General features: G+C 62.3%; 15 protein-coding genes and 1 tRNA gene. 8 read left to right on the top strand and 8 right to left on the bottom strand.

Annotation, left to right across the window (positions count from 1 at the left end; translation table 11 throughout):
* The first annotated feature begins 87 nt into the window (after positions 1-87).
* Both AB8B20_RS00730 and AB8B20_RS00725 read left to right on the top strand, forming a co-directional pair.
* Positions 88-240 carry a type II toxin-antitoxin system RelE/ParE family toxin gene (locus AB8B20_RS00730; protein ID WP_439071337.1) on the top strand — a complete coding sequence of 51 codons (153 nt, stop codon included), beginning with the start codon at positions 88-90 and terminating at the stop codon, positions 238-240.
* Positions 241-242: 2 nt separating this feature from the next.
* Positions 243-587, top strand: coding sequence for an addiction module antidote protein (locus AB8B20_RS00725; RefSeq protein WP_439071335.1), 345 nt, complete (start codon positions 243-245; stop codon positions 585-587).
* Between the two features lie 46 nt (positions 588-633).
* On the opposite strand, the gene AB8B20_RS00720 is transcribed toward AB8B20_RS00725, so the two are convergent.
* Positions 634-718: transfer RNA gene (locus AB8B20_RS00720), tRNA-Leu, on the bottom strand.
* A gap of 101 nt (positions 719-819) precedes the next feature.
* Positions 820-1,062, bottom strand: coding sequence for a FliM/FliN family flagellar motor switch protein (locus AB8B20_RS00715; RefSeq protein ID WP_068730739.1), 243 nt, complete (start codon positions 1,060-1,062; stop codon positions 820-822).
* Between the two features lie 81 nt (positions 1,063-1,143).
* On the opposite strand from AB8B20_RS00715, the gene lipB reads away from it, so the two are divergent.
* Entirely contained in the window at positions 1,144-1,872 is a 729-nt protein-coding gene (lipB, locus tag AB8B20_RS00710; protein WP_439071333.1) for a lipoyl(octanoyl) transferase LipB, read from the top strand.
* A gap of 15 nt (positions 1,873-1,887) precedes the next feature.
* Here lipB and AB8B20_RS00705 read toward each other — a convergent pair whose 3' ends face one another.
* From AB8B20_RS00705 to AB8B20_RS00695, 3 genes are read right to left on the bottom strand one after another with little or no spacing between them, the layout of a single operon-like run.
* Positions 1,888-2,187, bottom strand: coding sequence for an acylphosphatase (locus AB8B20_RS00705; RefSeq protein ID WP_439071332.1), 300 nt, complete (start codon positions 2,185-2,187; stop codon positions 1,888-1,890).
* Positions 2,188-2,994: an isocitrate lyase/PEP mutase family protein gene (locus AB8B20_RS00700; protein ID WP_439073005.1), complete on the bottom strand. Its 807-nt coding sequence runs from the start codon at positions 2,992-2,994 to the stop codon at positions 2,188-2,190.
* A 56-nt stretch (positions 2,995-3,050) separates the two neighbouring features.
* Positions 3,051-5,066: an acetyl-CoA carboxylase biotin carboxylase subunit gene (locus tag AB8B20_RS00695; RefSeq protein WP_439071330.1), complete on the bottom strand. Its 2,016-nt coding sequence runs from the start codon at positions 5,064-5,066 to the stop codon at positions 3,051-3,053.
* A 156-nt stretch (positions 5,067-5,222) separates the two neighbouring features.
* Between AB8B20_RS00695 and AB8B20_RS00690 the strand changes: the two genes are divergently transcribed.
* Positions 5,223-7,052 carry an alkaline phosphatase family protein gene (locus AB8B20_RS00690; protein ID WP_439071328.1) on the top strand — a complete coding sequence of 610 codons (1,830 nt, stop codon included), beginning with the start codon at positions 5,223-5,225 and terminating at the stop codon, positions 7,050-7,052.
* A gap of 69 nt (positions 7,053-7,121) precedes the next feature.
* Here the strand turns inward: AB8B20_RS00690 and AB8B20_RS00685 are convergent, their stop codons facing one another.
* Both AB8B20_RS00685 and AB8B20_RS00680 read right to left on the bottom strand, forming a co-directional pair.
* Positions 7,122-7,688 (bottom strand): hypothetical protein, encoded by a 567-nt coding sequence (locus AB8B20_RS00685; protein ID WP_439071326.1) that lies wholly within the window; start codon positions 7,686-7,688, stop codon positions 7,122-7,124.
* 100 nt (positions 7,689-7,788) lie between these two features.
* Positions 7,789-8,004: a hypothetical protein gene (locus AB8B20_RS00680; protein WP_089267221.1), complete on the bottom strand. Its 216-nt coding sequence runs from the start codon at positions 8,002-8,004 to the stop codon at positions 7,789-7,791.
* 67 nt (positions 8,005-8,071) lie between these two features.
* Here AB8B20_RS00680 and AB8B20_RS00675 point away from each other — a divergent pair, with 67 nt between their 5' ends.
* From AB8B20_RS00675 to AB8B20_RS00665, 3 genes are all read left to right on the top strand, one after another.
* The gene (locus AB8B20_RS00675; protein ID WP_089267220.1) at positions 8,072-8,731 is read left to right on the top strand and encodes a peroxiredoxin; all 660 of its coding nucleotides are present in this window, start codon (positions 8,072-8,074) and stop codon (positions 8,729-8,731) included.
* Between the two features lie 331 nt (positions 8,732-9,062).
* Entirely contained in the window at positions 9,063-10,559 is a 1,497-nt protein-coding gene (locus AB8B20_RS00670; RefSeq protein WP_439071324.1) for a cryptochrome/photolyase family protein, read from the top strand.
* Positions 10,560-10,633: 74 nt separating this feature from the next.
* Positions 10,634-10,996: a hypothetical protein gene (locus tag AB8B20_RS00665; protein ID WP_068730647.1), complete on the top strand. Its 363-nt coding sequence runs from the start codon at positions 10,634-10,636 to the stop codon at positions 10,994-10,996.
* An 82-nt stretch (positions 10,997-11,078) separates the two neighbouring features.
* Here the strand turns inward: AB8B20_RS00665 and AB8B20_RS00660 are convergent, their stop codons facing one another.
* Positions 11,079-11,966 carry a DMT family transporter gene (locus AB8B20_RS00660; protein WP_439071322.1) on the bottom strand — a complete coding sequence of 296 codons (888 nt, stop codon included), beginning with the start codon at positions 11,964-11,966 and terminating at the stop codon, positions 11,079-11,081.
* A 102-nt stretch (positions 11,967-12,068) separates the two neighbouring features.
* Between AB8B20_RS00660 and AB8B20_RS00655 the strand changes: the two genes are divergently transcribed.
* Complete coding sequence (locus tag AB8B20_RS00655; protein ID WP_439071320.1) at positions 12,069-13,196, top strand: S-(hydroxymethyl)glutathione dehydrogenase/class III alcohol dehydrogenase; 1,128 nt, start codon at positions 12,069-12,071, stop codon at positions 13,194-13,196.
* The last annotated feature ends 58 nt before the right edge of the window (positions 13,197-13,254 follow it).

The raw sequence follows: 13,254 nt of genomic DNA, 5'->3' as shown, positions 1-13,254 counted from the left end.
ACCAGCGCGCCATTCTGCATATCGTTCGCAAGATCAACCGTCTCGCCGCGGGCAACCCGGGGATACCAAGCAGTCGGCGGACCAGTGATGGAACTCCAGATCGATCACGGGCCGGGCTATCGCGTCTATTACATCCGGCGCGGCCAAGTGCTCGTCATTCTGCTTTGCGGCGGCGACAAGCGGACGCAGAGCAAAGACATACGAAAGGCCATCGAAGTGGCGGAAGCATTGGAGGACTGAACATGAAAGTCAGTAAACTCAAAAAGTTCGACGCTGCCGAGCATCTTCGGACCCCCGAGCCGCGCGCCGAATACCTCAGCCTGGTTCTCGTCGATGGCGATCCCAACGAAGTCCGCGATGCCCTGAATGTCGTAGCGCGCGCACAGGGTATGGCCGAGGTTGCAAAGGCGACGGGCGTTACCCGCGAGGGGCTCTACAAAACGCTCGGCGAGACCGGAAATCCGGAATTCGCGACTATCCTCCGCGTGATCGGAGCTATGGGAATGCAGCTGACAGCACACGCAGCGGCTAGCCAAGAGCCCGCGTCTGGCGGCAACGCAACAGTCCGCCCGGCGCCGCGAACTTAACCCGCTTAGCAAGATCCGCCGTCAAACTCTTGGATTTATTGAGGTGTGGTGCGCTCGGAGGGACTCGAACCCCCACCCTGTTACGGACTGCCACCTCAAGGCAGCGCGTCTACCAATTCCGCCACGAGCGCTAAAGAAATCCGGCGAGGGCAAATCGCCCGGCCGGATCAACCGGCGCCGATGTAACAAACCAATGATGGGGAGACAAGGCCTCTTGGCCTCTTCGGGTCACCTATCTGTGGTCAGGCGACCGGGGCAGCATCTGCTTGACCTCAACCGCAATCCGGTTGCGATCGACCATCACCACGCCTGACGCGACAGGCAGGTTGTTGGCGAGGATTTTGACCTCGTCCTGCTCTGTGGCATCCAGTTCGATGATGGCGCCGCGGCTCAGCCGCATCACCTGATGGACGGGCATAGACGTGGTGCCGAGAACCACCATGATATCGACGGTAATTTTATCGAGGGTTGGCACGTCGGCCTCAAATTCCCAGATGCAGGATCGCACAGATGCAAGATTGCGGTGCCTGCGAGATCAACATGTTATGGTTAGCCAATGGTTAATGACCGCCAAACCCTCGATTTAACAGTGTTTTCTCGCGGCCTCCCCGGCCGGCCGGTGGAATGGCGGGTATCCGATGCCCCGATTCCCTATCCGGAGGCCGTGGCGGAGATGGAAGCCCGGGCTGCAGCCATTGCCGACGGCACGGCGCCGGAACTGGTCTGGCTGCTGGAACACCCCCCGCTCTATACGTCCGGCACCTCCGGCAAGTCGGACGACCTGCTGGATGCCCGATATCCGGTGTTCGAGACCGGCCGCGGCGGCCAGGTGACCTATCACGGCCCCGGCCAGCGGGTGGCCTATGTGCTGCTCGACCTGAAGGCGCGCCGCCCGGACGTGCGGGCCTATGTGGCGGCGCTGGAATACCTGATTATCCGGACGCTGGACGCCTTCAACGTGAAGGGCGAGCGGCGCGAGGACCGCGTCGGGGTCTGGGTTGCCCGTCCCGACAAGGGCGCGGGATACGAGGACAAGATCGCCGCCATCGGCGTGCGGCTGCGGCGCTGGGTCTCGTTCCACGGCATCGCCATCAATGTGGAACCGGATCTGGCGCATTTCGACGCCGTCGTGCCCTGCGGCGTGGTCGATCCGCGCTACGGCGTCACCAGCCTGGTCGATCTCCGCCTGCCGGTGACCATGACGGATGTGGACGTGGCACTGCGGCGGGCGTTCGGGGAAGTGTTCGGCGAGGCCGAGCAGTTCGCGGCGGAAACGACGGTCTGAGCGACGCGATCCGAATTACAGCGTCGGCAATTGCGAGAAAACCTCACCGTTAACGCGTAGGGCAAGCATGTCGGAGGTGGCATCGCTCGTCACGACGCTATCGACGCGCGCGGCCGTTGGACCACGGCGGCACGCCTCGATCATGTCAGTGACAATATCGGCGGGTCCCGCAAACACCGCTTCCACACTGCCATCGCGGCGGTTGCGCACCCAGCCTTCGAGGCCAAGCAACGGGGCTTGTTGGCCGGCCCAGTAGCGATAGCCAACGCCCTGCACGCGGCCGAAGATCATCACGTGACGGATCACGCCACTCATCTATTTCTTGAGTCCTAGGAAATCGATGCCGCGCTGTTTCACGACGGCACCGCGGGTGACGCTCTCCATCAACTCGCTTGAGGCAAGATTCTTCAGCTCCTTCGGCCCCGCACCTTCGCGTACTGCTTTAAGAGTCGCATGGACGGCAGCGGTCGCCGCGGAGATCGGCGCATGGCCCTGAATGGCGATGCGGACGCGCTGGGCGCTGAGAAAATCCCAGTCCATGTCGTCGGTGGGACTGCCGAGCACGATCGGCAACGTCGTCGCAGCAGCGGCCGCCTGCAGTTCGGCGCGGCTCTTGAGGCCGGTGAACATCACTGCATCGACGCCCGCACCTTCATAGGATTTGGCGCGTGCGATCGCGTCATCAACGGATGTGATCGACGCGGCGCCGGTGCGACCGACGATGACGAGCGCCGGGTCCTGTCTCGCATTCAGCGCAGCCTTGACCTTGCCGAGCCCCTCTTCCGGAGAGATCAGCTGCGCCTTCGCTTCGCCAAAGGCGGCAGGCAGCAGCGTGTCCTCGATGGTCAGGCCGGCGGCGCCGGCGGCTTCGAGTTCTTCCACCGTACGGCGGACATTGAGCGCATTGCCATAGCCGTGATCGGCATCGACCAGCACCGGCAGCGAGCCGGCGCGCGACATCCGCCGCATCTGCTCGGTGAGTTCGGACAGCGTGATCAGCGCGATGTCGGGATCGCCGAGAATGGCGAGCGACGCCGCCGAGCCGCCGAACATGCCGACCTCGAAGCCGAGGTCTTCGGCGATACGCACCGAGATCGCGTCATAGACCGATCCCGGACGCATGCAGCGATCGCCGGACAGGATCGCCCGGAGGCCGTAGCGGCGTTGCCGGAACGTCGTCACGCGAATTCAAGAATGAGCGCATCCACCGCCAGCGTTGCGCCGGCAGCGGCATGGATTTTCTTGACGGTGCCGTCGCGTTCGGCACGCAGCACGTTCTGCATCTTCATCGCCTCCACAACGGCCAGGGTCTCGCCGGCCTTGATGTCCTGGCCTTCGGTCACGGCAATCGAGACGACGAGGCCCGGCATCGGGCACAGCAGCTTCTTGCCGGTGTCGGCCTTGACGCCCACCGGCATCAGGCGCGCAGCGGTAGCCTCCGCCTCGGTGAAGACATTGACCGCGACTTCATAACCCTGATGCGCGATGCGGATGCCCGACGTCTGAGGGCGCACCTGCATGGCGACGTTATGGCCATCGATGGTGCCTTCCCAGACCGGCACGCCCGGCTTCCAGGACGACGAGAGCTTATGCGGCGCACCCGTCTTGCCGTCAGCACCGACGAAGGCCACCGTCACGACATCGCCGTCACGGGCCACGTCGAGCGCGATCTCCTCGCGCTCCAGCCACACGGCGCGGCGACCCGCACGGGTCACCGGACGGCCGATCAACTGGCCGGAAATCTGCCGCTTGCGTTCGCCGTAGATGGAGTCGACGGCCGCGGCCACCGCGGCGATACGGCGGGCGACTTCGCCCTCCGGCGCCCTGGCGGCGAAGCCCTTGGGAAATTCCTCGGCGATGAAGCCGGTGGAGAGATTGCCCTCGCGCCAGCGCGGATGGCTCATCAGCGCCGACAGGAACGGAATATTGTGTCTGATACCGTCGATATAGAAGGCGTCGAGCGCATGAGACTGCGCCTCGATGGCGGCGGCGCGCGACGGGGCGTGGGTGACAAGCTTGGCGATCATCGGATCGTAATAGATCGAGATCTCGCCGCCCTCCTGCACACCGGTGTCGTTGCGCACGGTGATGTTGTCGGACTTGCTCTCGGCCGGCGGACGATATTTCACGAGACGACCGATCGACGGCAGGAAGTTGCGGAACGGGTCTTCCGCATAAACGCGGGACTCCACAGCCCAGCCGGTCAGGGTGACGTCCTTCTGCGCCAGCTGCAGCTTCTCGCCGGCAGCGACACGGATCATCTGCTCGACGAGATCGACGCCGGTGACGAGCTCAGTCACGGGATGTTCGACCTGCAGACGGGTATTCATTTCGAGGAAGTAGAAGCTCTTGTCCTGACCGGCGACGAATTCCACGGTGCCGGCGCTGTCGTAATTCACGGCCTTGGCCAGCGCGACGGCCTGCTCGCCCATCTTGCGGCGGGTGGTCTCGTCGAGCAGCGGCGACGGGGCCTCCTCGATGACCTTCTGGTTGCGGCGCTGGATCGAGCATTCGCGCTCGCCGAGATAGATCACGTTGCCGTGCTTGTCGCCGAGCACCTGGATTTCGATGTGGCGGGGATCGACGATGAACTTCTCGATGAAGACACGGTCGTCGCCGAACGACGACTTCGCCTCGGCCTTGGCGAGGTTGAAACCCTCGACCACTTCCGAAGTCGAATGCGCGATGCGCATGCCCTTGCCGCCGCCGCCAGCGGACGCCTTGATCATCACGGGATAGCCGATCTCGTCGGCGATCTTCACGGCATGCTTGTCATCCTCGATAACACCGAGATAGCCCGGCACGGTGGAGACGTTGGCCTTCGCGGCGGCTTTCTTGGACTCGATCTTGTCGCCCATGGCGGCGATGGCGCCGGGATTGGGGCCGATGAACACGATACCGGCGGCCTCCAGCGCGCGTGGGAAAGCCTCGCGCTCGGACAGGAAGCCGTACCCGGGATGCACCGCTTCGGCGCCGGTCTTCTTGCAGGCCTCGACGATTTTCTCGATCAGGAGATAGCTCTCGGCCGCTGCCGGAGGTCCGATGAACACGGCCTCGTCGGCCATCTCGACATGCAGCGCATCGCGATCGGCTTCAGAATAGACGGCGACGGTCTTGATACCCATCTTGCGGGCGGACTTGATGACCCGGCAGGCAATCTCGCCGCGATTGGCGATCAGAATTTTTTTGAACATGAGCTGTCTTACTTGCAACCTTGAGGCGGGATCGGAAAGATGGGGTCGACGGTACAATGTGGCATGGCGCCGCAGTCGTAACAATTCTGTCGCGGACAAAAACTAGAGAAGACGTCTGGACCGGATCGGCCGAGTTCTTTCGAAGCGAGGTTTTTCATGCGCTGCGCCACCATCCTCTCCCTCAGTCTTACTTTTATATCCGCAACAACGGCTTTCGCCCAAAACAGCCCTCCCCGCAACCTCATTTTGTTCGTACCTGATGGGCTCCGGGCGCTGAAAGTGACGCCGGAAACGGCGCCTGCGATGTCCGCGGTGCGGGATAATGGCGTCAATTTCCGGAACTCGCATTCGCTGTTTCCGACCTTCACCATGGCCAATGCGTCGGGCATGGCGTCCGGCCATTATCTCGGCGATACCGGCGTGTTCTCGAACTCGATCTATACCGGCCACCCCACCCCGGTGCAGAACAACAGCCCGATCCCCTTCATCGAACACGACCAAGTACTGGGCGATCTCGACGAGCAGTTCAACGGCGACTACCTCAATGAGGAAACGCTGCTGAAGGCCGCGCGCAAGGCCGGCTATTCCACCGCCGCGATCGGCAAGGTCGGCCCGACCCTGATGTTCGATCACACCGAACGCACCGGCAAGGAGACGATCACCATCGACGACCAGACCGGCGGCATCGACAAAGCAGGCAAGCTGCTCGGCATTCCCCTGTCCGATGAGATGAAGGACGCCCTGGCGAAGGCTGGCCTCGCGGTCGAAACACCGGGCCGCGGCGAGAACGGCAAGGCTGGCGACGCCAAGACGCCGGGCACGGTCGAGGCGAATATCAAGCAGCAGGCCTATATGGCCGATGTCGCGAGCAAAGTGGTGCTGCCGATGTTCAAGGCACGCAACAAGCCGTTCGTGCTGATCTTCTGGTCGCGCGATCCCGATGGCACCCAGCACAACCAGGGCGACAGTCTCAACAAGGTGACGCCCGGCATCAACGGCCCCTCCTCGCTGGCCTCGATCAAGAACGCTGACGACAATCTGGCTCAGCTGCGCAAGACGCTCGACGATCTCGGCCTCGCCGCCAATACCAACATCATGATCTCGGCGGATCACGGCTTCTCGACGATCTCCAAGGAGAGCAAGACCTCGGCGACCATCAAGGGCACCTATGCTGATACACCGGAAGGCTTCCTGCCGTTGGGCTTCCTGGCCATCGATCTTGCCAAGTCGCTCGACCTGCCGCTGTTCGATCCCAACGACAAATTCGCCGCCGTTGTCGACAATGCGTATCCGAAAGCCGGCAATGCCTATATCGGCAAGGACAAGGATAAGCCCGAGCTGATCATCGCCACCAATGGCGGCTCTGACCTGATCTATCTGCCGACCGGCGACAAGGACCTCGCCGACCGCACCGTAAAGGCGCTGCTCAAACAGGATTACATCAGCGGCATCTTCGTTGAGGACTCGCTGGGCTCCTTCCCCGGCGCGCTGCCACTGTCGTCGATCAACCTGTCCGGCAAGGCTGTCACGCCGCATCCCGCGATCGTCGTCTCATTCCGCTCCTATTCGGAGGGCTGCGAAGAGCCGGCGGCGTGCCAGGTCGAGGTCGCCGACACCGTCCTGCGTCAGGGCCAGGGCATGCATGGTTCGTTCGGGCGCGGCGATACCCACAACTTTATGGCGGCGATCGGTCCGGACTTCAAAGCCGCCTTCGTCGATCCCCTGCCGGTCAGCAATGCCGATACCGGCATGACCGCCGCGCATCTGCTCGGTCTCAAGCGCGATGCCAAAGGCAGCCTGATCGGCCGTGTGATGAGCGAAGCGACGGTGACGGGCGAGACGCCGACGGCAACGACCGACTTGATGCGTTCGGCGCCCGACGATCAGGGTCTGGTCACGGTGCTGCAATTGCAGAAGGTCGGCGAGCACAAATATTTCGATGTCGCCGGTTTCCCCGGCCGGACTGTCGGTCTCGACGCGAAGTAAGGACAGCTCCAACAAAAAACGGCGGAGCCACGCTCCGCCGTTTTCGTATTCTGACGATCTGCGACCGGCTTACATGCCGATGTCGAACACATTCGGCAGTTGCAGCGTCGCGGCGCCGACTACGGTCGTGACCAGGGTCATGACGGCGGCATTGCTGACGCGCTTGGCGCGCATTTGCGACGCGATCCATTCGAGCACTTCGATATTCACGCCGACGGCCTTGGTCGGCGCCCAGGTCTCGATGGCAACATCGGGCGACAGCGCCACCGCACGCGGCGGCACCGGCAGGCCCGACGCGGACGCCGCGTGATGCACGACAGCCTTGGCGAACAGGTCGTCGAAACGACCGTCATCGCTGCGCTCGGCTGCAGCTTCGTTGATCGCGAACAGTGCCTCGGCCTCGTCGCGGCTGACCGGCTGGCTGGCAAGTGCCGACGCACCCAGGATGCGCTCACACCAGGCGGCGTCATCGGCATCAAGCGCACGGGAGAAATGGATACGGCCACGGGTGGTCGGGCCTTCGCCGGTGATAACGCCGTCGCGCACGATGGCGAGGGCGTGCGCCGCAGCGCGATGATCGTTGATGGAGGACGTTTCGATGGCGCCGAATACGTCGGCAGCGGCAGCGGATGACATTTCAAGCTCTTCTGTTTGCAGCATATTTCTCAACATACCCCAGCAATTCCATGGGCGACTTAACGCTCGGTTAAGAGATCGACAGGAGTTCTTCTTATCCCTAACCGTTGCAGTTCAGTCGCGCCGAGACGCTGCTGGGTTCGATCAGATGTGGCGATGCGGTCAGGCGGGATTGCGCCGCGCGGGAGGCAACATCACGGCATCCGATAACATCATGTTGCGTGGGTATTTTGCCGCAGCCGCCTTGCGTGAAACTGAATGCCAGTGCGCGCCGAATTTGAAGAAAGTTCTTGTCCTTTTTGCCGGACAGTTCCATTTACCAGAGTGCGCCTTTATAATGGCCCACGAAATTCATCTGTAAACAGAATGACATGAGGTCCATCATGACGCTCCAGATCAACGCCGTCGCCCCCGATTTCGAGGCCGAAACCACGGCTGGCCGCATCAAGTTCCACGACTGGATCGGCGATAGCTGGGCTCTTTTGTTCTCGCATCCGAAGGACTTCACCCCGGTCTGCACCACCGAGCTCGGCGCGCTTGCCAAGCTGCAGCCGGAATTCGACAAGCGCGGCGTCAAGCTGATCGGCCTCAGCGTCGACCCCGTGCACAAGCACGCGCTGTGGGTCGACGATATTAACGAAACCCAGGGCGCCCGCCCGACCTTCCCGATGATCGGCGACACCGACCTCAAGGTCTCGAAGCTCTACAACATGCTTCCGGCCGACGTGGCGGGCGATGCCGACAGCCGCACCGCCGCGGACAACGCCACCGTGCGCAACGTCTTCATCATCGGGCCGGACAAGAAGATCAAACTGGTGCTGGTCTATCCGATGACCACCGGCCGCAACTTCCAGGAAATCCTGCGCGTCATCGATTCACTGCAGATGACCGCCAAGCATCGCGTCGCCACGCCGGCAGACTGGAAGCATGGCGAGGACGTCATCATCGCCGGCTCCGTCACCAACGACGAAGCCAAGACGATCTATCCGAACGGCTGGAAAGAGCCGAAGCCTTATATCCGCATCGTGCCGCAGCCGAAGTAACGCTGCGACTGATTTGCAAGAACCAGAGAGGCGCCGCGAGAGATCGCGGCGCCTCTTTTCTTTGCCCCGTCGAATCGATGCTGCAGTCATGGGGTCGCCCTCTCCACGTCCTTGCAGGGAGCTCTCGCGACGAAGCCGAGGAAGAGCAGATCCAGCGGCGGCATGACGATCGACGTCGTCACCCAGAGAACGGCGTATCGGTTCGAAATAACTTCCAGTACCAATTCAGTAATAAATGTCCTGATACTAGGCGCCTATGAGCGCAGGGTTGCAAAGCCTCTCGCGGTATTCGCGGCCGGATCAATCACCCGACATCCGCGTTGGATGAGTGATGACCGATCAATCTTCGACCTCAACACCGACGCAGGCACCTATCGTCGTCTGGTTTCGCGACGACCTTCGTCTGTCCGATCACCCTGCCCTTCATGCCGCAGCCAAGCGCAATGCGCCGGTAATCTGTCTCTACATCCTCGATGAACAGAGCAAGGCATTGAAGCCACCGCAGGCGCGGCCGATGGGCGACGCGACGAGGTGGTGGCTAGCGCAGTCGCTGCGCGCGCTCAGCGCAAGCCTTGACGCCATCGGCGGCACGCTGGTGCTGCGCAAGGGCGCTGCGGCCGACGTCATTGTCGACGTGGCGCGCGCGGTCGATGCCAGCCACGTCTTCTGGAACGAGATCGCGCAGGCGCCGCATCTCGCGGTCGCCGATGGCGTCACCGAAGCGCTTGCCGACCTCGATATCGGCACGCAGAGCTTTCCGGGTGACCTGCTGGCGCATCCTGCGACAATCCGCGCCAAGGAGACCGGCACGAAGGAGAGCCGCGGCCTGCGCGTGTTCACACCGTTCTGGCGGCGCGTTCAGGCGATGGGCGAACCGGCGAAGCCGCTTCCGCCGCCGAAGAAACTCATACCCGCACCGAAACTGAAGAGCGACAAGCTCGCCGACTGGGCGCTAGAGCCATCGAAGCCCGACTGGGCCGGCGGTCTGCGCGAGATGTGGACGCCAGGCGAAGCCGCCGCGCAGAAACATCTCAAGCGCTTCCTCAAGGAGATCGCGGGCTATAGCAGCGACCGCGATCGGCCCGACCGCGAGATCACATCGCGCCTGTCGCCGCATCTTCGCTTCGGCGAGATCAGTCCGCGTCAGATCTGGACCGCGGCGCATTTCGCAGCTGCAGAACATCCGAAGCACAGCAGCGACATCGCAAAGTTCATGAGCGAAGTCGGCTGGCGCGAGTTCTGCCGCCATCTACTGTTCGATGTTCCCGATTTGGCCACGCGCAATCTGCAATCATCCTTCGATGAGTTCCCATGGAAGACCGATCGCAAGGCGCTGCGTGCGTGGCAACGCGGATTAACCGGCTATCCGATCGTCGATGCGGGCATGCGCGAGCTCTGGCACAGCGGTGTGATGCACAATCGCGTACGCATGGTGGTCGCATCCTTCCTCGTCAAACATCTGCTCATCGACTGGCGCGAGGGCGAGAAGTGGTTCTGGGATACGCTTGTCGACGCGGATGCGGGCAGCAATCCCGCCAACTGGCAGTGGGTCGCAGGCTCCGGCGCGGATGCAGCACCCTACTTCCGCGTCTTCAATCCGATCCTGCAGGGTGAGAAGTTCGATCCCGGTGGTGTCTATGTCAGGCGCTGGATACCCGAACTGACAGAACTATCCACAAAACATATTCATCAGCCTTGGACAGCTTCACCGCTCGAACTGAAAAACGCGGGAATCACTTTAGGCAAAGACTATCCGTCGCCGATCGTCGATCACAAAGTCGGTCGCGAGCGCGCATTAAAGGCGTACACAACGATACGAAATAGTTGACTGTCGATGACACACTCTTCAACACGCGCCCGAATCGGACTAACGTGAAAAAGTCGACAATGTTGGGGGATGCTATGAACGACGACACTCCAGTCCTGGAGCAAGTGACGGACGCGCTTAGCAGCGCAGCCGACGCGACTAAGGAAGTCGCCACCTCGGTGGCGAAGAAGGTCAAGAAGGCCGCAAAGAAAGTCGCAAAGAAAGTGACCCCGGCTAAGAAGACGAAGAAGTCCACCAAGAAAACTTCTGCGAAGAAATCTTCAAAGAAGAAAACCCAGAAAGCGAGACCAATGGCTAAGAAAGCAGTGAAGAAGACCGTCAAGAAGGCCGCCAAGAAGACCGTGAAGAAGGCTGCCAAGAAGACCGTGAAGAAGGCCGCCAAGAAGGCCGCTCCGAAGAAGGCCAAGAAGGCCAAGAAGGCTGCCAAGAAGAAGTAAGCTTCTTCGCAGATGTGAAAGCCTCCGGGTCCAAGCCCGGAGGCTTTTTCATGTCCGGGGTCTGGATTGACGCAGGATGGCATCAGGCCTTGGCGCGGTTGACCAGCAATACCGCAGCGCCGCAGGCAATCATGCCGATGATGGCAACGGCATCGAGCTTTTCACCAAACAGAACGAACGCCATCAGCGCCGTCACGGCCGGTACCAGATAGAACAGGCTCGCCACCTGGCTCGAGGCCTGACGCCGCAGCAGCCAGTACAGCAGCCCAACGGTGCCGATCGACAGCACCACCGCGAGCCACACCACCGACAGCACGAACTCCGCCGACCAGTGGATCACATTGGTCTCAAGGGCCAGCGCGCCGATGCCGAGCATGACCATTGCTGCGAGTTGCTGAATGAAGCTGCCCGTGCGCCAGTCGATGCCGCCGCAATAGCGCTTCTGATAGAGCGTGCCGACGGTGATCGTGATCAGCGAAACGCCGGACGCGAACCAGCCCCAGCCCGCCTCGCCCGTCATCGGCCGACCATGCAGGATCAGCAACACACCGGCGAGACCGAGCGCTACCCCGCCCCATTGCAGCGGCGTGACGCGCTCGCCGAGAAACCGACTGGCGAGGATTGAGGTGAGGATCGGCTGCAGACCCGGGATCAGCGCCGACAGACCGACTGGGACCTCGTGCGCCACCGCAAACACGGTGCCGGCGAGATAAAGCCCCTGCACCAGCAGCCCGGCGACGATGCTGTGGCCGATGCCCGCGCGATCCGGCCACGCCGGTCGTACCCACGCGACGATCACCGCCATGATCGCGACCACCAGCATCATGCGCACGGTCAGATAGGTCAGAGGTTCAGCGCCGTTCAGCACATACTTGGTGCCGATGAAGCCGGTGCTCCACAGCAGCACGAAGACGATGGGTGCGGCGCGTCCGATCAGGATTTCAAGATCGCTTTTCTGAACCTGTTTCATGGGCTGCTCAGTGCCCCATCATGTGCTAAGCGGCAATGGCTGTTTGCGCGGACCTGCCCGCCTGACATCACGACACCGAGACCATTATCGAAGGAATTTGCCATGGACGTTCGTGCCGCCGTTGCCATCAGTGCCGGGAAGCCGCTGGAGATCACCACCGTTCAGCTCGAAGGCCCGCGCGACGGCGAAGTGCTGATCGAGATCAAGGCCACCGGCATCTGCCACACCGACGAGTTCACGCTGTCGGGCGCCGATCCCGAAGGTCTGTTTCCGGCGATCCTCGGCCATGAAGGCGCCGGCGTTGTCGTCGATGTCGGCCGCGGCGTCACCTCCGTGAAGAAGGGTGACCATGTCATCCCGCTCTACACGCCGGAATGCCGCCAGTGCCCGTCGTGCCTGTCGCGCAAGACCAATCTCTGCACGTCGATCCGCGCGACGCAGGGTCAGGGCCTGATGCCCGATGGCACCTCGCGCTTCTCGCTCGAGGGCAAGCCTGTTCACCACTATATGGGCACCTCGACCTTCGCCAATTACACCGTGCTGCCTGAGATCGCAGTGGCGAAAATCCGCGAGGACGCGCCGTTCGACAAGGTCTGCTATATCGGCTGCGGCGTCACCACCGGCATCGGCGCGGTGTTCAACACCGCCAAGGTCGAGCAAGGCGCCAAGGCGATCGTGTTCGGCCTCGGCGGCATCGGCCTCAACGTGCTGCAGGGTCTTCGTCTCGCCGGCGCCGACATGATCATCGGCGTCGACATCAATAATGACCGCAAGGCCTGGGGCGAGCGCTTCGGCATGACCCACTTCGTCAACCCGAAAGAGCTGGGCAAGGATCTGGTCCCGCATCTCATCGACATGACCAAACGCGGTGCAGACCAGATCGGCGGCGCCGATTACACCTTCGACTGCACCGGCAATGTCACGGTGATGCGTCAGGCGCTGGAAGCCTGCCACCGCGGCTGGGGCGAATCCATCGTGATCGGCGTGGCGCCTGCCGGCGCTGAAATCTCGACACGCCCGTTCCAGCTGGTGACCGGCCGCGTCTGGCGCGGCTCCGCTTTCGGCGGCGCCCGCGGCCGTACCGATGTGCCGAGGATCGTCGACTGGTACATGCAGGGCAAGATCCAGATTGACCCGATGATCACCCACGTGATGCCGCTGAGCGACATCAACAAGGGGTTCGATCTGATGAAGCGCGGGGAGAGTATCCGCGGTGTGGTGACGTTTTAAGCGCATCCGCCGCTCTGAATAAAGACGGCGCGCGAAGCCAACGAGCTTCGCGCGCCAT

The organism is Tardiphaga sp. 866_E4_N1_4 (genome assembly GCF_052076075.1).
Classification (GTDB): domain Bacteria; phylum Pseudomonadota; class Alphaproteobacteria; order Rhizobiales; family Xanthobacteraceae; genus Tardiphaga; species Tardiphaga robiniae.
The sequence above is the reverse complement of the archived record's forward strand: the minus strand, read 5'-3'. Positions and strand labels throughout refer to the sequence as shown.